Below are 22013 nucleotides of genomic sequence, written 5' to 3'. Positions count from 1 at the left end.
AGCGGTCTTGGCGCCGCCTTGGTTGTCGCAATGCTAGTCTTTCGGGGCGGTTTGTCGAGGTGTGACCCTAGGGCAGAAGACGTGCGTCAGGCCGGGGTCATCACCCCTTTCAGATCGGCCTGAGCGGCTGCGACCGCATCGCGCACCATTCCGGTCCAGGTTTCCACATCCGGCGCCGTTTCCGTTCCGGCCGGGAAGTTCACGGAACGCGACGCACTGACCACGCCGCCTTCAAGCCCTGCCGGGCCGGGCACGAAACCGGCCATCGCGTCTGCAGCCGGGGCGCCTTGAGCGCCATAGCCCGGGACGAGGAACAGGGATTTCGGTGCCAGCGTCCGGATTGCCCGGGCTTCCGCCGGGCCGGTCGCTCCGGTCACCATCATCAGACCGGACCAGCCGGACTGGCCCATCAGGCGCTCGGCCAGCGGCGCAAGTGCCTCGCCGACGCGGGCATAAAGCGGCGCGCCTTCAAGGTTTTTCGACTGGAAATCTGCCGAGCCGGGATTCGATGTGCGCACCAGCACGATAACCCCCTTCCCGTTCGCCTCACCCTCGCGGACGTACGGCTCCAGCGTATCGAGGCCCATATATGGGTTCACCGTCAGCGCATCCGCATGGAAAGGCGCATGCTTTCCGAGATAGGCCGCCGCATAGCCTTCGGCGGTCGAGCCGATGTCGCCGCGCTTGGCATCCATCAGGACAATCAGCCCTGCTTCCTTTGCAGCGCGCGACACCGTCTGCAGGGCCTTCATACCTTCCGGCCCGTGGCGCTCGAACAGGGCCACTTGTGGCTTCACACAGGCGACGCGGCCCTCAAAGGCCCGGACAAGGGCAAGCCCCCAGGCTTCAAGCCCGTCCGGCGTATCCCCGCCGAACAGCGCCGGGATACGCCCGGCATGCGGATCGATGCCGGCACAAAGCGGCCCATGCTGGCGCGCAGCATCGATGAGGCGGTCTGCAAAACGGGTCATGGCGATACCTTGCAGGCAACCTTCACCACTTGCAACAGACGCCGGGCATTGTCGGAACGTGGTCCATACGTCTGTTCATCAAAGGCCTCGGCAGGCCCATCTTCCGGATCGACATTGAGGCGCGTCAGGAAGGCTTCGACCGAGGATGGCGCAGTTGTATAAATACGTCCCCGGCGCGGGCTTTCGGCGACGATCACGCCGCGCACACGTCCTCCGGCGTCGAAGACCGGGCCGCCTGAGATGCCGCCCAACGTGCCATCGAGACCGCGTGTCCGGCCGAACTCTGCCCAGGCGAGGATCGGTTCGGAATTCTCCCGCCGCCCGCGCGTTATCAGCTTCGACCGGGACATCAGCCGCGTCGCCACTTCCCCGGGACGGCCTTGCGGATAACCGACATGATAGCCTTCGCTGCCAATACGGAGGGGTGAGGCGAGATCCAGCTGAACCGGGTTCGGGCTGCGGCCCGTCGAAATCAGGGCAAGATCAAAATCCGGGTCCAGCGTGACGGACTCCACCGGCACATACTGGCCAGGTGCCACGAGCAGGCCAACGGAATCGCACCCATCAACCACATGCCTGGCGGTAATCCACTGGCCCTTGCGGTTTACCGCGAAGGCGGTGCCGATGCCGTCCTTGGGAGCATCCACCTGGATCAGGATCTGCTCGTCCAGCGGTGAAGGCGGCGGCAGGGTCGGCCCGTCCGCTTCCAGCACGGTCGGCGGCGCCTCGGGCGCGTCCACATGATCGCCCTGCGCGAACAGGACAAAGACAATCAGCCCGAGCACCGAGACATAAAGCAGCCAGTCGAACTTCCGCACGGGGCTTTCGCGCTCCTAATCAGAACCGTTGAAGCGCAGGATCCCACAAGCCTGCGGCAAGAATGAGGGCAGATGCGAGTTTCGCAGCGACCAGAACGACCGCGGCACCGGCCTCATCTTCCTCGATCCGCCTCGGCAAGCCGCCCAGAAGAAGGTCAACCAGCCGATAGACAATCAACTGCAACAGCAGCGCAACCACGCCCCAGATTGCGAAATCGATCAATGTGACGCTGGACGCCAGCGCAGAAGACATCGGCAAGGCCAGGCCGGTAATCGCGCCACCAAGTGCCAGGCCAGCCGCCGTATTTCCTCGGCGGACTTCAGCAAATTCCTTCCAGGGTGTCAGCAGGACATAAATCGTGCTGGCGATGACCAGCATGACACCAGCGCTGGCTGTCCAGATCAGGAAACGAGGAAACGCCTCGACAAAAGCACCGATTTCTCCGCCCATAATTCCTGATAATCCTGTGTGATTATAGTGGTGACCCGGCGGGAGCCCGGCCCTATTTCTAACATGGCGTTCCCGCCGCTCAAGGAGACCATCATGCTGAAAGGTAAAACAGCCCTTATCACCGGCTCCACGAGCGGCATTGGCAAAGCCATCGCTGTCCGGCTGGCGGCGGAGGGGTGCAACATCGTGCTCAACGGGTTTGGCGATGCCGGTGAAATCGACACGCTGAAACGCAAGATTGCTGCAGATCACTCCGTGATGGTGGGTTATTCCAGCGCCGATCTCACTCGGATTCCGGCAATCGAGAACATGATGACCTATGTCCAGGACGAATTCGGCGGCGCCGACATCCTGGTCAACAATGCCGGCATGCAGCATGTGTCCCCGATCGAGGATTTTCCGGTCGACAAGTGGAACCTCATCATTGCGCTGAACCTGTCAGCCGCCTTCCACACGATCCGTCTCGCCATGCCGGGCATGAAGGAAAAAGGCTGGGGCAGGATTATCCAGACGGCCTCAGCGCATGCGCTGGTCGCATCGCCCTACAAGGCCGCTTATGTAGCCGCCAAGCACGGCATTGCCGGCCTGACCAAGACTGTGGCACTCGAAGGAGCGACCCACGGCATTCGCTGCAACGCGATCTGCCCCGGCTATGTCCACACGCCGCTGGTCGATGCCCAGATCGCCGACACGGCCAAGGCCCGCGGGATCACCGAAGACGAAGTGGTCAAGGACGTGCTGCTCGAAGCCCAGCCGACTAAGGAATTCGTGACCGTTGAGCAGATCGGCGAAATGGCTGCCTTCCTCTGCTCTCCGGCGGCCGACCAGATCAATGGCGCCCTGCTGCCGATCGATGGCGGCTGGACGGCCCACTAGGCCCGGCAGCCAGGCGACTATTCTTCCAGCAATTCTGTCAGGCAGGTGGCGATGGTTTCGTCCGTGTCCTCATGGGTGAAGAAGGTTTTCAGCTTCCAGTCTTCATCCATCAGGTAGAGCAGCGAGGTGTGATCCATGGAGTACTCACTGGCGCTGTCGGGCTGCTCGATCCGCGAATAATCCGCCAGGAAGGCATCTGCCGCCGACCGGACCTGTTCCGGTGTCCCTGTCAGGCCCTGCAGATTGGCCGGGAACGCTTTGGTCGACACATATTGCGCCAGCTGTTCCGGCGTATCCCGCTCCGGATCGATGGAAATGAGCAATGTCTGAGGCGGTGTGACATCCTCCGGGAGGCGGTCATAAGCGCGCTTCACGGTCACCAGCGTCATCGGACAGACATCCGGACAATAGGTGAAGCCAAAATAGATCAGCGTCGGGTGGCCTTTATAGGTCTCTTCCGTAACCGCTTCCCCGGCCTGGTTCACCAACGAGATCGGCCCACCGATGTTCGGGTAGGCCCGCGACATGCAGCCGCCAGCTGAGCCGCCGGCAGAAGGTTCAGCAGGTTTTGCGGGGCCGCAGGCGGCCACAAGCAGCACACCGAGCATGGCGGAAGTCATACGAAGTCTGGTCATGATCATCCTCTAGGACGGCCTACCGCCGCTTGGCGAGGGCGTCACGCTGCCGCATAAGACACAAATGAGTGATCCGTCCCGCCAGGATATGAACCGCGCCGACAGGCTCGGTTTCGATGATGCCATCTTCACCCTTGCCCCGGAAGGGCTGGGGTCTGCCCAGTCGGCGCTTGGACGCACGCGATTGCGTACCTTCATCGCCTTGCGTTGGCTGGCGGTGGGCGGACAGACAGCCGCTGTGCTGTTCGTGTTCTTTGTCCTGGGCTTCGACCTGCCACTCGCTGCGTGTCTTGCGATCATAGCCGCGTCGGCGTGGCTGAACGTCTTCCTGTCATTTGCCTTTCAGAGCCAGCGCCTGACACGCGGCTGGGAGGCTTCTCTCCAACTCGCTTTCGACACGGTCCAGCTTGCGGCCCTGGTGGCCGTGACAGGCGGTCTGTCGAACCCCTTCCTGTTGTTACTGGTCGCGCCGGTGACCGTGGCGGCGCTCAGCCTGTCGCCTATGCGGGCTGTGCTGATCGCACTGCTGGCGCTGACGCTGGCCGCCTTCATGCCGCTGATTTCCCTGCCCCTGCCCTGGATCAATGGCGCGCTGGTGGAATTGCCGCCCCTGTTCCACCTCGGCCAGTTCGCCGCCCTTGCTGTTGGCGTCGTCTTCTTCGCCGTGTCGGCCGGACGCGTCAGCCAGGACGAGGCCAAGCTTGTCCGCGCCCTCGATGCGGCCAGCATTGTCATGGCCCGGGAGCAGAAACTCTCCGCTATTGGCGCGATGTCCGCCATGACGACGCATGAACTCGGCACCCCGCTGGCGACCATTCACCTCGTCGCCAAGGAATTGATGGCGGAAACACCGCCGGACGATCCGAAATATGAAGACCTGACCCTGCTGGCCGAACAGGCAGACCGCTGCCGGACCATTCTCGCCACGATCCGTGAGGCTCGCGAAGCGACCGACATCGTCCACGCCCGCGTGACCCTTGATGCGCTGGTCGCTGAAGCGGCGGCCCCCTTCAAAGGTCTCGGCGTTGCCGTGGAAGTGGTCGTCCGGCCCGGCGAAGACGAGGCCGACGACCGTCCGCCTATCCTGAACCGCAGCCCCGAAATCCTACATGCCATCAGCGCTTTCGTTGAAAACGCCGTCAGTTTCGCCGATTCAAAGGTCACCGCGCAGGCCAGCTGGACGGCGGACCAGATCATGATCTCAATCAGCGATGACGGGCCTGGCTTTGCGCAGGAAGTTCTGCCGAAGCTCGGCGAACCCTATGTCTCGGAGCGGAGTGAAGCACATCTCGGCGGCGGAGACATGGGACTTGGCTTCTTTATTGCAAAAACCCTGATCGAACGCACCGGCGGCAGGATCGCCACAAGAAACCGCACGCCCCCCCGGACTGGCGCCATCGTTCAGGCCCTCTGGCCACGTGCAGCTCTTGAAGCATCCGCGTTGGATTAATTGATTTGGAACCCCTATAGAAGAATCAGGTAGCGAGGGAAGCTGAGCATGGAACGGCCAGTAAATATCAATCTTCATGAGAGTCTCGAAGGGGTCGAAGACCGCTCCTGTCTCGTGATGGATGATGACGGCCCGTTCGTGCAACGACTTGCCCGGGCCCTCGCCCAGCGCGGATTCATCGTCTCTGCTGTTACCAATGTTGCAGAAGGCAAGGATATTGCCCGTCTGAACCCGCCGGCTTTCGCCGTTCTGGACCTGCGCCTGGAAGATGGCAGCGGCCTTGATGTGGTGGAAGTTCTGCAGAAAAGCCGCCCTGAAGCCCGGGCCGTGATCCTGACCGGCTATGGCGCCATCGCCACCGCCGTCGCTGCCGTGAAAGCGGGCGCTGTCGACTACCTTTCAAAGCCTGCAGATGTGGAAGACATCATCCGCGCCCTAACGGCCACCACAGACGAAAAACCGGCGCCGCCGGAAAACCCGATGTCGGCCGACCGGGTGCGCTGGGAACACATCCAGCGCGTGTATGAGCTGTGCAATCACAATGTCTCGGAAACGGCCCGGCGCCTGAACATGCACCGGCGCACGCTGCAGCGGATTCTCGCCAAGCGCGCGCCGCGCTGATCCTTCCCGTCAGTCCTTCGCCGGCATCAGAGTCATCGCCCCGATGACCATGGCTTCCGTGCCCAGTTCCACTGACGGCTCCGGCCAGATCCTGAAGAACGGAGAATGGTGGGACGCGGCATTTTCCAGCTTATCGGCCGGTGTACCGCCAACATTGAAATAGACGCCTTTCACGCCGGTATCGGGCGTGACGAAATAGGCAAAATCCTCTGCCCCCATGCCGTCGCGCGGCGGATCGACCAGCACACTGTCTGAAATACGGGTGGCAAATGCATCGCGAAGGCGCTGGGCGGTCGCCGGGTCATTGATGGTTGGCGGTGTGGTTTCCGTTTCAGAGCGGATGACTTCCGGCATCAGATCTTCAGGCACATTCATCGAGATCGCGACACCGCGCGCCACCCGGTCGATGCCGTCCAACAATTCTTCACGCACTTCCGGATCGTCGGAGCGGACTGTGATCTGCATCTCGACCTTGTCGCCGATGATGTTGTGCTTGAAGCCACCGTGAATGGCTCCCACCGTGATCACGCCCGGCTCCAGCGGCGCAATCGACCGCGAGACGATCGACTGGAGGGAGACCACGATCTGCGATGCCACCAGGACCGGGTCGATGCCCATATGCGGATATGCCCCGTGTGCACCGACACCGTGGACGATGATGTCGACACTGTCGGAACTGGATGCGACCTGTTCCAGCGGCACCTGGATCTTTCCAGCCTCAAGTTCCGCCGCAACATGGAAGGCAATCGCATAGTCCGGCTTCGGGAAACGCTCATAGAGCCCGTCCTGGATCATCGCGCGGGCGCCGCCGATCCGCTCCTCGGCGGGCTGGCCGACCAGCACCAGCGTGCCGGACCACGCGTCCTTGCGTGCGGCCATCTGGCGGGCAGCACCAACCAGCGATGTGATGTGCACATCGTGCCCGCAGGCATGCATTACCGGCTTCTCAACGCCATCAATGTCCACCTGCGTGACCGTCGAGGGATAAGCGACACCGCTGTCTTCTTTCAGCGGCAGGCCATCCATATCGGCGCGCATCAGGACTGTCGGGCCATCGCCGTTTTTCATCACCGCCACCACGCCGGTGCCACCAACGCCTTCGGTGACATCATAGCCAAGGGCGCGCAGTTCGGAGGCAAGCCGCTGGGCGGTTTCAGTCTCCAGGAAGGAGAGCTCCGGGTGCTGGTGGAAATACTGGAACAGCGGTCCGAGATTCTCCTGATAATCCTTGTCGATCGCCGCGCGGAGATCGCTGTCGGCTGCGGCCAGACCTGCCGTTCCAAGTGCGATCAATGAGGCGGCGCACGCCCGAAGCTTCCAGTTCATGTGATGTCTCCCGCTGTTGGCCGCAGGCTATGCGCCATGCCCTGCGGTGTAAATCACCGACCTTTCGGGCCAAGGCGAACCTGCAGCAAGTAAAGTGCAAAGTCACTTTAGCAGACTTGCCGCAGCGAACCTGTTGATACGCTTTCGCCAAGCCTGATAAGCGCCCTCTTCCCAAAGAAGGGCCCCGCCAAATGTCTCTTGCGCTTATTCTCGCCGCATCAACCTTCATCGCCGAACCGGAGGATGCTCCGGCAAGGCTCGACCCCGTCGTGACAACCGCAACAGCCGGCCAGACTCCGCTCAGCGAAATCCCGATGTCGGTCAGCGTCATCGGCGGGGAGGAGCTCGGGCTCGCCTCCGCCTATCTCGGCGCCGAGGATGTGACGGACCTGCTGACCGGCGTGGAAGCCGCTGTGGCCAACGGCACCCAGGTGGCCTTCCAGATCCGCGGAATCGGCGCTGTGGATCATCAGGCGCTAACCCCCGGCGCCGCGGCGGTCTATTCCGACGGCGTCCTGCTGGCAACAAATGTGCAGACCGGACTGATGCTCTACGACCTTTCCGGCATCGAGGTGCTGAAAGGCCCGCAAGGCACATTGTTCGGGCGTAATGCATCCTCTGGCGCAATCAGCTTCCTGACCGCCCGCCCGGAAGATGGCCAGTCCCGCTATCTGCGGGCCGGATTTGGCAATCTGAAGCGCACTGATGTGGAAGGCGCGTACGGACAGACCTCTGGCGGTTTCAGCTACCGCCTCGCCGGCCGCTACCTCTCCCGCGATGCGGCGCTCGACAACACCGGCGGACCGGATGCAGCTGGTGGCATACGCGACGAGTTCGGCCTGCGGCTTGGGCTCAGCTCGGAAGACACGCTTGGCGGCTCCCTGCTGATCCGCACCCACTATGAGGAAGACAATGGCGTCAATGCCGCGCCGCGAAACGACACGCTTGGCCTGTCGGATCATGATATTTCCGTTGGAAGCGATGGTATTCAGGATACCGACAATGAATTCTATGGCACGTCCGCAGAATATGTCCGCGACATCGGCGAATGGACGCTGACCTCTCTCACCGCGTTTGAGGGCTTCAACCAGTCTTACGGATTTGACTTTGACGGCGGCGTGGCTCTCTTCGGCAACCCGCTCTTCAATGCAAACCTCTCCTATGATCGGAATTTCAGACAGTACTCTCAGGAAATCCGCCTGAAGACAGAGCGCACTCGCGGCTCCACCCTGTTCGGGATCTATGCCGCAGCAGAGGACTTCAGCCAGACCTATACGATCTGGTGCGGAGAACTGGATCCCGACACACTTCTCGGCACCTGCCCTTATGTGGGTGCCGCCAGCCGCGCAGGGCCTGCCCCTGTTTCGGATGGAACCGCAATGACGCTGATCACCGACATCCGGCAGGAACGATCTGTCCTTGCGGCCTTCACCTATAATGAGGTGTCGCTGACTGACCGGCTTACCGCCACGCTCGGTGCCCGGATCACGCAGGAGACGATCGAAGGCGCCGGCGCAGGACGGCACATCTTCGATGACGGCACAGTCGGATACAACAATGTCGGTGGGCTTGGCCTCGCCGCCGGTGCAAACGACATCGAAGACACCAAGCTCACCGGCAATGTTGCGCTGGCCTATGAGACGGGTGCAGGCACGGCCTATGTGTCTGTCGCAAACAGCTACAAATCCGGCGGGTTCAATGGGGAAGTGCAGAACAATGCCACCCATTTTTCCGACGAAGGCCTGTTCGATGCGGAAACGGTCACAGCCTATGAGACCGGCTTCAAATCAGAGCCCTCCAGCCGCTTCATCTGGAACGCGGCCCTGTTCTGGCAGGACTATGACGCCCCCCAGGCACGCATCTTCGTGAACTTTCCGCTTCCGGACGGTTCCAGCATCACGTCAAATTCCCTGTCCAACCTCGACGCCGCCACCGTCTATGGTCTCGATGCCGATATGCGCTGGCAGGCGACAGACGCCCTGTCCCTGCAAGGCGGGCTCACCCTGCTCGACACGCAAATCGACCAGACCTCCGACATTGGCGGAAATGCCGGAAAGTTCGACGGCAACCCCCTGCCCTTCGCACCAGACGTCTCCGCCACGCTGGGCGGGCGGTATGACTTCATCCTGCCCTCCAATGCGGAAGGCCACGTCTCACTGCACGCAAAGTATCGCAGCCGCTACTACCTGGATCCGGAGGGCCTGGCGTCCCGCATGCAAAAAGGGTTCACGACGCTTCAGGCAGAAGCGGGCCTCCGTTTTGCGAACCCCGGAATAGACGTCACCTTGTGGGCCCGAAACCTGACCGATGAAGACTATGCGCTCTCCGGCTATGGCTTCATCGGCTATGACACATTCCGGTCGGATCCGCGCACTTATGGCGTACGCATCGGCTATACTTTCTAGGGGCAGCCTTCCCGACCGAACCGCATGGCGACAAAGGTCACCGGATCGCCATTCGAATAGTTGAGCGCGTAGTACGGCTCGGACTCTGTGATGCAGAGTCCCATACCGTTTGCCTGTGCACGCAGATGCTCGACTTCCTTGGCCACCGGCGGCTCGGCTTTGCGGTCTTCATAGTTCACGAGATAGACAACCGGGTACGCCGTCATATCCGTGGGCAGGTCCAGCGGGGTTTCCGGCGGGTGGAGGTTCTGCGTGCCCATGGTGAGAATGTAGGACGGTTCCGCATAACCGAGCGAAAGGATCCGCTGCGGCGGCGTCATCTTGCAGGCTTCTCCGGGCACGCCGCACACATCTTCCAGCGCCAGTCGCGCCGTCTCGGTCGGCTGCACCCAGATCTGGCTGGGCAACATGAAGATGCGGATATGCCATCCGATGACGAAAGCGCCAGCAATACCCGCCGCGATGGACATGACCGTCCGGGCACGGCTGAACTCAATGGCGGCCACCCCGCACAGCGCAAATGCGGCCCACCAGAGCCAGACAGGAAACACACGGTACCCCTGCCATGTCGCCAATACCTCAGAACTGGATGCGGTGGTGAAATCCCCGGCCGCTTCCGCCATGAAATAGTGAGTCACGCCGGGATAGGACACCGCCAGCAGGAGTCCGGCACCAAGCCCGAACAGGGCAAGCGACAGCCAGCGCGAAACCGGCATCTTCTCCCCTTCCATCAGCCGCACCGCAGCATGGCCGCAAAGCAGCGCCATGCCCGGATAGGCTGGAAGGATGTAATGGCTGAGCAGGGTCGGCATCAGTTCGAAGAAAATCCAGGTCAGCAGCGTCCAGCACAGGAGCAGCCTCAGTCCCTTCACCCTGTCCGGGGCGTCAGGTGACACCGGCGCACGGCGGCGCCATGCGTCCTGCGTCGACAAATACCAGAACACCAGAAGCAGGACGGCCGGATAGGCAACCTTCACGCCGTTTGCCGCAGAGGCTGGCAGGACCAGCGCCAGCAACAGGCTCGCCGCCAGCAAGGCGCCCCCGATCATCAGACCGGGCCAGCCTGTCCTCGCAGCCGTTGCCTGACGGACATCTTTCCACCCCGCTACGAGCCCCGGCACGATCAGCAGGATCGCCGGGAAGAACCAGATTGGAAGGTGGGTCAGGTGATAGAGTGGCCAGCCGCCATGACCTTCAGAGGCGCCGGTGAATTTGTCTTTCAGGTCTTTACCGACTGCGCCCTGCAGGAATTCTCCGCTGGTCGCGATCTGGACCCAGGTAAACCAGGGCAACACCAGCGCTAAGAACAGGAGCGGCCCCGGCCACCAGAGCAGCGGACGCCACCAGTCGCCCCCCTTGCCGTTCTCCGCCCGGCCCCAGACCCAGACGCCGGCCCCGGCATAGGCCGCCACCATTGGCGTCACCGGCCCCTTGATCAGGAAACCGAGCCCCATGGCGAGCCAGAACAGGAGCGCCATCCGCTTCGGAGACCCTTCGCGCATGTAAAGCCGCCCCAGGGCACCGATGCCGAACGTCGTCAGACAGACCAGTACTGCATCGGTCTTGGAAATATGCGCTTCCGACGTCAGCAACAGGGTGGAGCCGAACAGGGCCGCGCCCAGAAAGGCCGCACGCCGCCCGATCAGCGGGATGCCGCACCAGAAACAGGTCAGTGCCGCAAGGCTCGCCCCGATCCAGCTGGGGAAGCGATAGGTCCAGATCTGCTTGGCTTCCGGGCCGGTGAAGACAGCCGTGGACGCCGCCTGCAGCCAGTGAATGCCGGCTGGCTTCTTGTTCCGAAGCTCGTCCTGATACTGGATGCGGATATAGTCATGATCCTCCAGCATCTGCTTGGAGGCCTGCGCGAACCGGCTTTCATCGCGGTCCAGCGCGGGCAGCATGAAGACACCGGGCGCAGCAGCGCTGAAAGTGATCAGGAAAAGAGCGACCCAGGCTTTCCAGCCGGTCGAAAGGCGGTCGAGCATTGTCATGTCCCCTCCTCTAACTGCTTCGGCCCGCTTCGTCTTGCGCTTTTGGGCGCTGCGCCTGTGTCAGTGGCAAGTGAACCAGAGGGCTCGCCATCAGGCGGAACGCTCTGTATGACGCGAAGACTTTTCGCGCGCCGGCTTGGGGGCGCACCAGCAGAAGGGATCTGGAATTGGACCAGGCTCTCGAGTTTTCCGTCGTCGTTCCGGTGCACAATGAAGCCGGAAACGTCGCCACCCTGATCGGCGAGATTGCCAAGGCCCTCGACGGGCGCGCCTTTGAAATGGTGTTCGTGGACGATGCCTCGACCGACGACACCCGCGCCCAGCTGGTGGAGCTTAAGACCCAATACCCGATGCTGCGTGTGCTGGGTCACCGGAAGAATGCCGGACAGAGCCGGGCCATCCGCTCCGGTATCCTCGCCGCCAAGGCCCCGGTCATCGGCACGCTGGACGGCGACGGCCAGAATGATCCGGCCGACCTGCCGGACCTCTACCGCCAGCTGACCCGCCGGGATGCGCCGGAAGGCCTGAAAATGGTGATGGGCCGCCGCGCCAAGCGCAAGGATACGGCCTGGAAACGCTTCGGCTCGCGCTTTGCCAACAATATCCGTAAGCGCATGCTGAAGGATGATTGCGACGACAGCGGCTGCGGCATCAAGGTGATGCAGCGCGCGGCCTATATTCAGCTGCCCTATTTCGATCACATGCACCGCTACATGCCGGCCCTGATGCGGGCCGAAGGCTTTGGCGTGGAATACCGCGATGTGAACCATCGCGAACGCGGAGCGGGCCGGTCCAACTACACCAATTTCGGCCGCCTGAATGACGCCTTCTCGGATCTGCGCGGCGTTACCTGGCTGATCCGCCGCCGGCGCAATCCGGGCGGCGCGGACGAAATCTGATCCGCTTTCAATTCATGGACACCCCGCCCGCAAATCGCCCGATTTGCGGGAATACTGGTGGTTAAGGCGGCGGGGGATTTTTCCTCGCCTCTCCGGAAACTATCCGGTACACCTCGTGTTAACACGCGCTGAGCGACGGGTTAGTGAACATGAAAAAGGACACACAGGCGGCCGTCATTGGCGGGTTTATCGCCCGGAACAGACGGCAAAATGCCGGGTCCCGCAGCAGCACCGAGAAGGGGTATTTGATGCGTGCAATCTTCGGAATCTTTCCGCTACTGGTCGTTCCGGTGGCCTTGTACAATCTCCTCGCCGTCATGGCTGGCGGCCCGGCGACCACGACCAATGAGCTGGGACAGGTGATCGCCAGCGACACCGCCCCGCTCCAGGCCGTGCTGAACGAGACCTTCTTCTCCCTGCCGATGATTTCCGGCGTCAAATGGGTGCTGACGCAGGGCGACGCCATCCTGCTCCTGTCGATCGTGTTCCTGTTTCTGGAAATCCTGAAATCGACCAGCACCGGCACCTCAACCATCATCAATCACGCCATTTCGATGATGCTGTTCATTCTCTGCCTGATCGAATTCCTGCTGGCGCCGAACTTCGCGACCTCCACCTTCTTCATCCTGATGTCGATGACATTGCTGGATGTCCTGGCGGGCGTTGTGGTGACCATCGTCTCTGCCCGGCGTGACTTCGGTGTCGATCACGGCTGATCCGAACCCGGCCCTCAAATCAGAAAAGCCCGCTCAGCCGAGCGGGCTTTTTCGTATCCGGATGCCGCGATGGCGTCAGTCCTTGCGGTAAAGCTCTGCCAGCTGGTCCTGAATGGCAGACATTTGCGCCTGCATATTCGCAAGTGCCTCAGCCTGCATTTCCATCATCGACCCGGCCGCAGAGGCGGACGCAGAAGACGAGGCAGGCTTTTCAGGCTTTGCCGAATTGTAAAGCGTCGGCATGAACATCTTCATGGCCTGTTCGAACATCGCCATGTTCCGGCGGGCCTGTTTTTCGAACATGGTCATCGGATTGGCAGCTTTCTGCCATTCCTTCTGGGCTTCGGCGAAAGAGTTCATCGACATGTCGAGGAAGGCCGGCAGGAAGGTCTGCGCGCCGCCGCCATAGAAGCCGATCAGCTGGCGCAGGAAGTTCAGCGGCAGGGCGCCCTCGCCCTTGGTTTCCTGCTCAAAGATGATCTGCGTCAGAACCTGACGCGTCAGATCCTCGCCCGTCTTGGCATCGCGAACCTCGAAGTCCCGGCCCTCGCGGACCAGTTCAGACAGGTGGTCGAGCGTCACATAGGACGATGTCGACGTGTCGTAGAGGCGCCGGTTTGCGTATTTCTTGATGATGATCGGCTCTGCAGAGCCCGTCCCTTTGGCCATTTTCATCCCTCAGCTTTCCCCACGGGAAAAGCAATTTTTGTGCTATGCGGCACAATCTCGCATAAAATCTGCATGCGACCAATGCGCTATTGAAGTTTCTGCAACAGTAACGCTAAGCATGTTGCAGTGCAAAAAATCCAGGGAGGAGCACCCATGTCCAAAACAGTTCTGGTTACAGGCGGTACACGCGGTATCGGCCACGCCATCAGCGCAGCCATGGCGAAAGCCGGCTACAAAGTGGCGGCAAACTATGCCGGCAACGAGGAAGCGGCAAAGGCGACCGCCGATGAGCTCGGCATCCATGTCTACAAGTTCGACGTCGCCGATTATGACGCTGTCGGTGAAGGCATCGCAGCCATCGAGAAGGATCTCGGCCCGATCGACATTGTCATCAACAATGCCGGTGTGACGCGCGATGCGCCCTTCCACAAAATGACGAAAGACCAATGGCAGCAGGTGATCGACATCGATCTGACCTCCGCCTTCAACGTCACCCGCCAGGTTTGGGACGGCATGCGCGAGCGCAGCTGGGGCCGCGTCATCAACATCTCCTCCATCAACGGCCAGAAGGGCCAGTTCGGCCAGGCGAACTACTCCGCCGCCAAGGCCGGCCTGATCGGCTTCACCAAGGCGCTCGCCCAGGAAGGCGCCAAGAAGGGCATCACCGTGAACACGGTCTGCCCGGGCTATATCGACACCGAGATGGTGCGCGCTGTGCCTGAGAAAGTGCTCGAGGGCATCATCGCGACGATCCCGGTCGGCCGTCTCGGCAAGCCGGAAGAAATCGCCTCGATGTGCGCTTATCTCGCCAGCGACGACGGTGCGTTCATCACCGGCGCGACGATGACGGTGAACGGCGCGCAGTATATCGCCGGCTAAGCTGTTTCATCCTGAAACAAAGAAACGCCCTCCCCTGCCGGGAGGGCGTTTTTTCATGTCAGCCCATGATCATGGCATGATCATACCGGACCAGGGCGTGCTCCGGCATGACGTCTCATGACTATGCCGGACTATAAATGACCATAACGGATCAGACCGTCAGGACGATCTTGCCAAAATGCTTCTGACTCGCCTGATGCGCGAATGCGTCGGCGATCTTTTCGAGCGGGAAGGTCGAGTCGATCACCGGCTTGATGCCGTTCGCCTCGATGGCGTCGATCATGTCTTCCTGCATCCGGCGCGAGCCGACGGTGATGCCCGACAGGGTGATGTTACGCGAGAAAAGCGCCGCTGTCGGCACTTCGCCCGATACGCCGGTCAGAACGCCGATCAGCGAGATGTGCCCGCCCGGACGGCAGGCCGCGATGGACTGCGCCATGGTGCCCGGCCCGCCGATCTCGACGACTTCATCCACGCCGCGCCCGCCGGCCAGCTTGAACGCTTCGGCGCCCCATTCCGGATTTTCCTTGTAATTGATCACATGATCGGCGCCGAGGGCTTTCAGCTTCTCCAGCTTCTCCGGCGAAGACGAGGTGGAGATGACCCGGCAGCCGGCCGCCTTCGCCAGTTGCAGCGCGAAGATCGAGACGCCGCCCGTGCCTTGCGTCAGCACCCAGTCGCCCGGCTTGATCTTGCCTTCGGCAACGATCCCGCGCCAGGCGGTGAGCGCCGCACACGGAAGGGTCGCGGCTTCCTCAAAGGTCCAGCCTTCCGGCATCCGCGTGAAGGCGGTTTCCGGCGCGGCCACCAGTTCGGCGCCGAACCCGTCTGCCCCATCTCCGGGAACGGAGTTGAACCCTGCCGCCTCGATCTGGCCGGACTGCCAGCCCGGGAAGAAGAGCGAGAGGACCTTGTCGCCCACTTTCCATTTCGTCACGCCCTCGCCGACGGCGACGACTTCGCAGGCACCATCGGACATCGGGATGCGTCCGTCCGGTGTCGGGATGCCACCCATGACGACGACAAAGTCGTGATAATTGAGGCTGGACGCACGCACGCGCACAAGCACCTCGCCCGGGCCCGCAACGGGGTCCGGACGTTCTTCGATGACGAGATTTCCGGGCCCGCCCGGCTTCTTGACGGCAGCAACTTTCATTTGGGTCTCCTCCTGACTTTTCAGGAGGGGACGGGCCCCGCCCTAAGGTAAGTCAAGCGGAACCGGAACCCGTTCAGGCGTCCTGCGCCATGGCGGCGATGCGCTCCTCGCGAAGCGTCTTGCGGCGCACTTTTCCGGCATCGTCGCGCACGGCTTCGCTGACATATTCGAAGCTCTTCGGAATCTTGTAGCGCACCAGCATGTCCGACAGATGGGCCAGCATGTCAGCCTCGTCCACGGCGCCTTCGGGGCGGCAGATGATGGCATGCAGACGCGCGCCCATGTCTTCATCCGGCAGGCCGATCACGGCCGAGGACTGAACGCCCGGATAGGCATCGATCGCAGCCTCCACTTCGGCCGGATAGATGTTCGCCCCGCCTGACAGGATCATGTCCGACAGGCGGTCCGTCAGGTAGAGATAGCCGTCCGCGTCCATATAGCCCATGTCGCCGAGACTTTCCCAGCCGCCTTCCAGTGATTTGGCTTCGGCGCCGATATAGCGATAGGTCGTGCCCGGCCCCTCCAGCGGGCGCATGAAGATCTCGCCGACTTCGCCGGGCGGCAGGCGGTTGCCGTCCTCGTCAACGACAATCATCTCGCAGGCCTCGACCGGCTTGCCGACAGAGCCGCGATGCTCCAGCCATTCCGTTCCCTGAATGATTGTCGTGCCCTGGCCTTCGGTGCCGGCATAGAGTTCCCAGATCACGTCGCCGCCGAGCCATTCGATGAAACACTCTTTCAGCCAGGCCGGGCATGGCGCAGCGAGATGCCAGAGTGCCTTCAGGCTGGACAGGTCGTACTTGTTCCGCACCTCTTCCGGCAGCGCCCAGATGCGGCGCATCATGGTGGGCACGGTGTAGACGACATCCACTTTCAGCCGCTCGATCGTGGCCAGCGTCTTCTCCGCGTCGAAGCGCGTCGTGATGCCCACGGTGCAGCCTTTGAAGAGCGCAATCATCGCCCACATGAACGGGCCATTGTGATAGAGCGGGCCGGGAATAAGGATCGCGCCCTGGACCGGGATTTCAAGATAAGGCAGCTCCGGATCCCAGGCAGCCGGGATCTTGGAGACGATCAGTTTTGGCCGGCCGGTGGAGCCGCCGCTGGTCATCGCCTTGATCGAGGCCGCCATGCGCTCTGGCAGCTCCGTATCCGGAAGGCTCGCATCCGGCACGAAATTCTCCGGCACGGACGGCGTGTCGCCATACTCGCCTTCCGGGACGCCAATAACGAGCGACGGCTTGCCGAGCTCCACGATCTGATCCCGCTCATGCTTGGGCAGGCGCGCAGAAATCGGCTGCGGCGTCGCCCCGGCCTTCCAGGTGGCGAGGCAGGCTTCGAAGAATTCGATTCCGTTGGGCAGCGCGATGGTGACGAAATCGTCCTGCTTCACGCCCAGCTTTTCATAGGCGCGCGCCAGGCGGTTCGTCCGCTTGTCCAGTTCGGCCCAGCTGATCTGGACTCCTTCATGGTCAATGGCCGCCCGGTCTGGCTGTTTGCCCGCCCAGAATGCCAGAATGCGCGAAAGCGTGATGATCGCCACGGATTTCCTCCTCCCCAGAGACTGTTCTTGTTTCTATATATCCGCACGTTTCAGGAGGCGTTGGAAGCCCTCCCAGAACTCCGCGCGCTTGTCGTCGGTTTCCATCAGGATCTCGTGCATCGCGCCCTCGACCGTGACGTGTTCGCAATCCGGCAGGCGTTTGCAGATCGCCGTATGGGTCGAATTGTCGACCAGTTGTTCTTCGGCTGCCGAGGCGACGAAAACCGGGATGGTCACTGTCTTCAGCGTCTTCGCTTTTGTGAACCGCGCCAGAATGTCGAGCGAGGCGCCGAGCCAGCCCCAGGTCACCGGACCAAGGTCCAGCTCCGGCCGGGCGTCGACCAGCGCGCGCTGCATTTGCCAGCGTTTCTTGTCATGGGTGACGATATTGGTCTCGAACGTCTCCGGCGGGCCGGGCTGGATGGCATAATCGCCGGACCGGCCCGTCGCGCGCATCGCCCAGACGAGATAGCGCATGCCGAAGAATTTCGACTTGATCCCCCACATCGGGGCACAGAAGGCCGCCGCGTCCACCTTCACCAGCTCGTCGGCAATCGCCGCCAGCGCAATCGCCCCGCCCATCGAATGGGCGAGCGAGACGTAAGGGCGCGGCAGCCGGTCATCCAGCGCTTCCAGCCCATTGGCGAGCGCGCCCATGAAGGTTTCGAACCGGTCGATATGGCCCTTTTTCGAGTCTTCCAGCAGGCGGTCCGACAGGCCCTGCCCCGGCCAGTCGAGGATAACGACGGCAAAGCCCATGGCCTGAAGCTCGTGGCCGACCTCGAAATATTTCTCGATGAACTCTGTCCGGCCCGGGCAGACAATGGCCGTGCCGCGCGGCTTGTCCGGGGCCAGCGCCGGGGCGACACAGGCCCGGAGCGCCCGTCCGCCTGTGCCCTTGAACCAGACGATCTCCGCGCCCTGTGGCGGCGGATTGCCGGGCACCAGCACGAATTCGGTATCCGGCGAAGAGGTCGTGTCCATGTGCGTGTGATCCCAAAAGGAAAAGGCCGCCCGCAGGGTGTCCCGGGGCGGCCTGACCTGTCAAACCCGAAGGGCGGCTCTCCTTAGGAAAGCGCCTTCATCAGGCTCTGCAGCTGCATGGCAACCGACATGTCGCCTTCAACTTTAAGTTTGCCCTGCATGAAGGCCATCGTCGCGTCGAGACCGCCCGAAGCGATCTTCTTGAAGTCTTCCCAGTCAACCTTGATGGTGGCATCCGCAGCGTCGTCGGAATTGTTGGCCACACCGTTCATGCCGTCGATGAAGAGTTTGCCGGCGTCGCCGAAGTCAAACTTCACCTTTTTCTTGAAGTCGCCGCCAGCGGAAACAGCTTCATTGGCCTTGGATGTGAGTTCTGCGAGATCCATGAGATTCCTCCTTGGAATGGATTTGAAGCGATAAAGCAGACCCGCGGTATGAAAATCAAGGAAAAGCTGTGTGACATACCGTACCGTAATGAGGGCCTCCTGTTTCGTGAGCCGGGCGAGCAGAATTCTTGCCGGACTGGTCTCACATCCGCTTGACCTAGCGCTGGGGAAGCATGGAAGCTCAGCCCATGAGTTGGGAAAAATCGATTGAAGAGCTCCGCCGCCGCGAAAGGCTGGCCGAGAAGATGGGCGGCGACGAGCCGGTCGAACGCCAGCGCGGCCGCGGCAAGCTGACGGTGCGCGAGCGTGTCGCCTTTCTGGCGGACCCGGGCAGCTTCCATGAGATCGGCAAGATTGCCGGGCGCGCGACATATACCTCCGACGACGAGATGGAAAGCTTCCTGCCGGCCAGCTCCGTCACCGGGCGCGCGACGCTGGATGGACGCCCGACAGTGATCCTCGCCGACGACTTCACCGTGCGCGGCGGCGCCTCGGATGCCTCGATCTGGCAGAAGATGGTCCAGATGATCAAAATGGCGGCGGAGTATCGCATGCCGCTGGTGCAGATGATCGACGGCACGGGCGGCGGCGGCTCGGTCAAGTCGCTGGAGAAGGACCCGCGCACCTACATCCCCGAAACACCCGGCTGGAACGAGATCGTTCACGGCATGACGCAGGTGCCGTTCGTCTCGCTGGCCCTCGGCCCCTGCGCGGGCATGGGCGCAGGCCGCGTGGCGGCCAGCCATTTCTCCGTCATGGTGAAAGAGCTCTCCCAGGTCTTCGTGGCAGGCCCCCCTGTGGCCATCGCGCTTGGCGAGAACGTGACCAAGGAAGAACTCGGCGGCTGGAAGATCCAGGCGCAGAACGGCACAGTGGACAATGTGGTCGACACCGAAGCCGACGCCTTCATCGCAGCGCGGCGCTTCCTGTCCTACCTGCCCCCGTCCGTACACGACCTGCCGGAGCGCGTCGCGCCGGCCGACCATCCGGACCGGAAGGAAGAGAGCCTGCTCTCCATCGTGCCGACGGACGGCAAGACGCCTTACAAGCCGCGCAAGATCATCGACGCCACGGTCGACCATGGCAGCTTCTTCGAGATCGGCAAGGAATGGGGCCGTGGCATCGTCACCGGCCTTGCCCGGATCGACGGCTACCCGGTCGGCATCCTGGCGGGCGACCCCTTCTTCCTGGATGGCGCGTGGACGGCGGATGTGTGCGACAAGGTCACCCGCCACATGGACCTCTGCTCCATGTTCCACCTGCCGGTCATCCACTTTGTCGACTGCCCGGGCTTTGCCGTGGGCGTGAAAGCCGAGACCGCCGGTGTCACCCGCGCAGGCGTGCGGGCGATGACGGCCGTCTACCAGGCGGATGTGCCGGTCTGCTCCGTGGTCATCCGCAAGGCCTATGGCCTCGCCGGGTCGGCGATGATGAACCAGTCAAAGACGAAGTGGCGCTATTGCTGGCCGAGCGGCGACTGGGGCAGCCTGCCCATGGCCGGCGGCATCGAAGCCGCGTTCCGCAAGGAGCTGGCCGAGGCCGAAGACCCGGACGCCCTGAAGGAACAGCTCTACCGGAAATTCGAGGCGATCCGCTCTCCCTTCCGCACGGCGGAAAGTTTCCTGGCGGAGGAAATCATCGACCCGCGCGACACCCGTCCCCTGCTGGTGGACTTCATCCACCATGCCTGGCGCGTTCTGGAACCGGGTGAGCGCAAGGTCGGATACCGGCCCTGACCGGAGTCAGGACCGGGGCCCCACCCCCCTTAGATTGAGGTCAGGATTTCTTTCGCGGCCGCGTGGCATTTATCGATCTCGTGATCGAGGCCAACGCAGATACGCGTCCAGTTCGGCAGGTCGCTCCAGCGCTCGCCGACGACGCGGACATTGCGGTCCAGCATCTTGGCCGCGAAATCCTTCGCAGGCATGCCGACATCCATATAGATGAAGCTGCCCTGCGGATCCGGCGCGATCGGACGGCCCAGGTCTGCGGCCATGGCGATCAGCTTCTGTCGGCCACGGATCATCGTGGCGCGCATCTTTTCGAAATGTTCCGTGTCTTCAAGGCTGGCCATACCGCCGACGAGACCCAGATAGTTGACGTTCGACAGGCGCCCCGTCTTGCGCATGTCCATCGCCATGTCGGCCGGCATCAGTCCATAGCCGAGACGCTGACCGGCCATGCCGTAAATTTTCGAGAAGGTCCGTGCCACGACAACCGGTTTACCGGCAGCAACGAATTCGGACATCACATTGCCCGGATAGTCGTCTGACATGTCGAGATAGGCTTCGTCGACGAAGACCGGCACCTTGTTGCTGACGTCTTCGACGAAGGCTTTCAACTGTGCCGTCGGGATCGTCTTGCCGGTCGGGTTGTTCGGGTTGCAGAGATAGACAGCCCCGGTATCCGGGCCAACGCGGGCGGCGATGGCTTCCATGTCGTACCCCATGTCCTGGGTCAGCGGCATGTAGACGACTTCGGTGCCAGCCTGTTCAGCCACGCGCGGCACACCTTCATAGGTGATGGCGGAGGTGATGATCTTGCCGCCCTTCACGTTCACCCAGTCAGAGAAGGCAGCCAGGATCGGCGTCGAGCCGTTGGTGACCAGAACCTGCTCCGGTGCAACGCCTTCGCGCTCGGCAACCATCTCGGCAAATTTCGACACGGTCGGATAGGTGTAGCGATAAAGGTTCGCCGCTTCAGCCTTGATCGCCTCAACCGCTTTCGGCGACGGACCATACGGGTTTTCGTTTGACGACAGGATGGCGAGGGCATCCGGGTCGATGGCATCATTGGCCGGGGTGGCCGCGGTGGCGGTTTCCGAACATGCCGACAGGGCCGTCGCGGCGCCAACAGCGCCGGCACCCGCCAGCTTCATCAGACTGCGGCGGGAAGGCGAAAAGAACGGAGCGCTTGTGTTTCTGATCATGACCTTGGGTCCTTAGAATGGTCCGGAGGGTCTCTCACCGAGGCTGGAGGACCGGCGCACCCTCCGTCGCGCCGGGTATGCGGGCACGTTCCGCCCAGCCTCCAGCCGGGGCAACACAAAGGTCGCCCGGCCGGGGAATCGATCCGCGATTGCATTCTCGCTGACCAGAATCGCCCGCGTCGCAGGCGCTGCCCCTTCCCTGCCCCCGCCACGCATGTCCGGTGAGCGCAGAATCCGGCGGCACCGCCCGAATTCTTCCCTTTCCGAGCGGAATATTGCCTTTTTCCGCGTTTCATGTGGGAGATGTG

General features: G+C 62.3%; 20 protein-coding genes. 8 read left to right on the top strand and 12 right to left on the bottom strand.

Going from position 1 to position 22013, the window contains the following annotated elements:
• Window positions 1-86: 86 nt before the first annotated feature.
• The 3 genes from pyrF to HJA_RS09845 are packed head-to-tail and all read right to left on the bottom strand — an operon-like array spanning window position 87 to window position 2240.
• A complete protein-coding gene (gene pyrF / locus HJA_RS09855; RefSeq protein ID WP_035581523.1) occupies window positions 87-971 on the bottom strand; it encodes an orotidine-5'-phosphate decarboxylase in 885 nt (294 codons plus the stop codon).
• On the bottom strand, window positions 968-1789 hold the full coding sequence (locus HJA_RS09850; RefSeq protein WP_035581521.1) for a S1 family peptidase: 822 nt from the start codon (window positions 1787-1789) through the stop codon (window positions 968-970). The genes pyrF and HJA_RS09850 overlap by 4 nt, the downstream gene beginning before the upstream one ends.
• 19 nt (window positions 1790-1808) lie before the next feature.
• Window positions 1809-2240, bottom strand: a complete 432-nt coding sequence (locus HJA_RS09845; RefSeq protein ID WP_035581519.1) for a DUF350 domain-containing protein — start codon at window positions 2238-2240, stop codon at window positions 1809-1811.
• Between the two features lie 93 nt (window positions 2241-2333).
• Here HJA_RS09845 and HJA_RS09840 point away from each other — a divergent pair, with 93 nt between their 5' ends.
• Window positions 2334-3116 carry a 3-hydroxybutyrate dehydrogenase gene (locus HJA_RS09840; protein ID WP_035581825.1) on the top strand — a complete coding sequence of 261 codons (783 nt, stop codon included), beginning with the start codon at window positions 2334-2336 and terminating at the stop codon, window positions 3114-3116.
• A 17-nt stretch (window positions 3117-3133) separates the two neighbouring features.
• Here the strand turns inward: HJA_RS09840 and HJA_RS09835 are convergent, their stop codons facing one another.
• Complete coding sequence (locus HJA_RS09835; RefSeq protein ID WP_035581824.1) at window positions 3134-3751, bottom strand: SCO family protein; 618 nt, start codon at window positions 3749-3751, stop codon at window positions 3134-3136.
• Between the two features lie 64 nt (window positions 3752-3815).
• Between HJA_RS09835 and HJA_RS09830 the strand changes: the two genes are divergently transcribed.
• Window positions 3816-5201: an ActS/PrrB/RegB family redox-sensitive histidine kinase gene (locus tag HJA_RS09830; RefSeq protein ID WP_051597560.1), complete on the top strand. Its 1386-nt coding sequence runs from the start codon at window positions 3816-3818 to the stop codon at window positions 5199-5201.
• Between the two features lie 48 nt (window positions 5202-5249).
• Window positions 5250-5822: an ActR/PrrA/RegA family redox response regulator transcription factor gene (locus HJA_RS09825; RefSeq protein WP_051597559.1), complete on the top strand. Its 573-nt coding sequence runs from the start codon at window positions 5250-5252 to the stop codon at window positions 5820-5822.
• A gap of 9 nt (window positions 5823-5831) precedes the next feature.
• Here HJA_RS09825 and HJA_RS09820 read toward each other — a convergent pair whose 3' ends face one another.
• Window positions 5832-7148 (bottom strand): amidohydrolase, encoded by a 1317-nt coding sequence (locus HJA_RS09820; protein ID WP_035581517.1) that lies wholly within the window; start codon window positions 7146-7148, stop codon window positions 5832-5834.
• Between the two features lie 191 nt (window positions 7149-7339).
• On the opposite strand from HJA_RS09820, the gene HJA_RS09815 reads away from it, so the two are divergent.
• Window positions 7340-9553: a TonB-dependent receptor gene (locus HJA_RS09815; RefSeq protein ID WP_035581515.1), complete on the top strand. Its 2214-nt coding sequence runs from the start codon at window positions 7340-7342 to the stop codon at window positions 9551-9553.
• Here the strand turns inward: HJA_RS09815 and HJA_RS09810 are convergent.
• Window positions 9550-11544: an ArnT family glycosyltransferase gene (locus HJA_RS09810; RefSeq protein ID WP_035581513.1), complete on the bottom strand. Its 1995-nt coding sequence runs from the start codon at window positions 11542-11544 to the stop codon at window positions 9550-9552. The two genes, HJA_RS09815 and HJA_RS09810, sit on opposite strands and share 4 nt — an antisense overlap.
• Window positions 11545-11711: 167 nt before the next feature.
• Between HJA_RS09810 and HJA_RS09805 the strand changes: the two genes are divergently transcribed.
• Together HJA_RS09805 and HJA_RS09800 are read left to right on the top strand one after the other, a co-directional pair.
• Window positions 11712-12443 (top strand): glycosyltransferase, encoded by a 732-nt coding sequence (locus HJA_RS09805; protein WP_051597558.1) that lies wholly within the window; start codon window positions 11712-11714, stop codon window positions 12441-12443.
• Window positions 12444-12691: 248 nt separating this feature from the next.
• A complete protein-coding gene (locus HJA_RS09800; protein WP_035581819.1) occupies window positions 12692-13159 on the top strand; it encodes a hypothetical protein in 468 nt (155 codons plus the stop codon).
• Between the two features lie 75 nt (window positions 13160-13234).
• On the opposite strand, the gene phaR is transcribed toward HJA_RS09800, so the two are convergent.
• Entirely contained in the window at window positions 13235-13828 is a 594-nt protein-coding gene (gene phaR, locus HJA_RS09795; RefSeq protein WP_035581817.1) for a polyhydroxyalkanoate synthesis repressor PhaR, read from the bottom strand.
• 153 nt (window positions 13829-13981) lie between these two features.
• Between phaR and phbB the strand changes: the two genes are divergently transcribed.
• On the top strand, window positions 13982-14707 hold the full coding sequence (phbB, locus tag HJA_RS09790) for an acetoacetyl-CoA reductase (RefSeq protein WP_035581508.1): 726 nt from the start codon (window positions 13982-13984) through the stop codon (window positions 14705-14707).
• A 151-nt stretch (window positions 14708-14858) separates the two neighbouring features.
• On the opposite strand, the gene HJA_RS09785 is transcribed toward phbB, so the two are convergent.
• The 4 genes from HJA_RS09785 to HJA_RS09770 form a co-directional block, all read right to left on the bottom strand.
• A complete protein-coding gene (locus HJA_RS09785; RefSeq protein WP_035581505.1) occupies window positions 14859-15863 on the bottom strand; it encodes a zinc-dependent alcohol dehydrogenase family protein in 1005 nt (334 codons plus the stop codon).
• Between the two features lie 73 nt (window positions 15864-15936).
• Window positions 15937-17406, bottom strand: a complete 1470-nt coding sequence (locus HJA_RS09780) for an AMP-binding protein (protein ID WP_035581504.1) — start codon at window positions 17404-17406, stop codon at window positions 15937-15939.
• Window positions 17407-17439: 33 nt separating this feature from the next.
• Complete coding sequence (locus tag HJA_RS09775; protein ID WP_035581502.1) at window positions 17440-18390, bottom strand: alpha/beta fold hydrolase; 951 nt, start codon at window positions 18388-18390, stop codon at window positions 17440-17442.
• Window positions 18391-18473: 83 nt separating this feature from the next.
• Window positions 18474-18776: an SCP2 sterol-binding domain-containing protein gene (locus HJA_RS09770; protein ID WP_035581500.1), complete on the bottom strand. Its 303-nt coding sequence runs from the start codon at window positions 18774-18776 to the stop codon at window positions 18474-18476.
• 188 nt (window positions 18777-18964) lie between these two features.
• Between HJA_RS09770 and HJA_RS09765 the strand changes: the two genes are divergently transcribed.
• Complete coding sequence (locus HJA_RS09765; RefSeq protein ID WP_035581498.1) at window positions 18965-20512, top strand: acyl-CoA carboxylase subunit beta; 1548 nt, start codon at window positions 18965-18967, stop codon at window positions 20510-20512.
• 29 nt (window positions 20513-20541) lie between these two features.
• On the opposite strand, the gene HJA_RS09760 is transcribed toward HJA_RS09765, so the two are convergent.
• The gene (locus HJA_RS09760) at window positions 20542-21705 is read right to left on the bottom strand and encodes a pyridoxal phosphate-dependent aminotransferase (RefSeq protein WP_035581496.1); all 1164 of its coding nucleotides are present in this window, start codon (window positions 21703-21705) and stop codon (window positions 20542-20544) included.
• Between the last annotated feature and the right edge of the window lie 308 nt (window positions 21706-22013).

Source organism: Hyphomonas jannaschiana VP2, from assembly GCF_000685215.1.
Lineage (GTDB): Bacteria > Pseudomonadota > Alphaproteobacteria > Caulobacterales > Hyphomonadaceae > Hyphomonas > Hyphomonas jannaschiana.
This window is presented reverse-complemented; position numbering and strand designations above follow the sequence as displayed.

Excerpts from the sequence above, each read along its gene's own strand:
- HJA_RS09820 (WP_035581517.1), bottom strand. The coding sequence starts at position 7,148 with ATGAACTGGAAGCTTCGGGCGTGCGCCGCCTCATTGATCGCACTTGGA.
- HJA_RS09800 (WP_035581819.1), top strand. The coding sequence starts at position 12,692 with ATGCGTGCAATCTTCGGAATCTTTCCGCTACTGGTCGTTCCGGTGGCC.
- HJA_RS09775 (WP_035581502.1), bottom strand. The coding sequence starts at position 18,390 with ATGGACACGACCTCTTCGCCGGATACCGAATTCGTGCTGGTGCCCGGC.
- HJA_RS09840 (WP_035581825.1), top strand. The coding sequence starts at position 2,334 with ATGCTGAAAGGTAAAACAGCCCTTATCACCGGCTCCACGAGCGGCATT.
- HJA_RS09825 (WP_051597559.1), top strand. The coding sequence starts at position 5,250 with ATGGAACGGCCAGTAAATATCAATCTTCATGAGAGTCTCGAAGGGGTC.
- HJA_RS09830 (WP_051597560.1), top strand. The coding sequence starts at position 3,816 with ATGAGTGATCCGTCCCGCCAGGATATGAACCGCGCCGACAGGCTCGGT.
- phaR (WP_035581817.1), bottom strand. The coding sequence starts at position 13,828 with ATGGCCAAAGGGACGGGCTCTGCAGAGCCGATCATCATCAAGAAATAC.
- HJA_RS09785 (WP_035581505.1), bottom strand. The coding sequence starts at position 15,863 with ATGAAAGTTGCTGCCGTCAAGAAGCCGGGCGGGCCCGGAAATCTCGTC.
- HJA_RS09810 (WP_035581513.1), bottom strand. The coding sequence starts at position 11,544 with ATGACAATGCTCGACCGCCTTTCGACCGGCTGGAAAGCCTGGGTCGCT.
- phbB (WP_035581508.1), top strand. The coding sequence starts at position 13,982 with ATGTCCAAAACAGTTCTGGTTACAGGCGGTACACGCGGTATCGGCCAC.
- HJA_RS09845 (WP_035581519.1), bottom strand. The coding sequence starts at position 2,240 with ATGGGCGGAGAAATCGGTGCTTTTGTCGAGGCGTTTCCTCGTTTCCTG.
- pyrF (WP_035581523.1), bottom strand. The coding sequence starts at position 971 with ATGACCCGTTTTGCAGACCGCCTCATCGATGCTGCGCGCCAGCATGGG.
- HJA_RS09760 (WP_035581496.1), bottom strand. The coding sequence starts at position 21,705 with ATGATCAGAAACACAAGCGCTCCGTTCTTTTCGCCTTCCCGCCGCAGT.
- HJA_RS09770 (WP_035581500.1), bottom strand. The coding sequence starts at position 18,776 with ATGGATCTCGCAGAACTCACATCCAAGGCCAATGAAGCTGTTTCCGCT.
- HJA_RS09815 (WP_035581515.1), top strand. The coding sequence starts at position 7,340 with ATGTCTCTTGCGCTTATTCTCGCCGCATCAACCTTCATCGCCGAACCG.
- HJA_RS09835 (WP_035581824.1), bottom strand. The coding sequence starts at position 3,751 with ATGACCAGACTTCGTATGACTTCCGCCATGCTCGGTGTGCTGCTTGTG.
- HJA_RS09765 (WP_035581498.1), top strand. The coding sequence starts at position 18,965 with ATGAGTTGGGAAAAATCGATTGAAGAGCTCCGCCGCCGCGAAAGGCTG.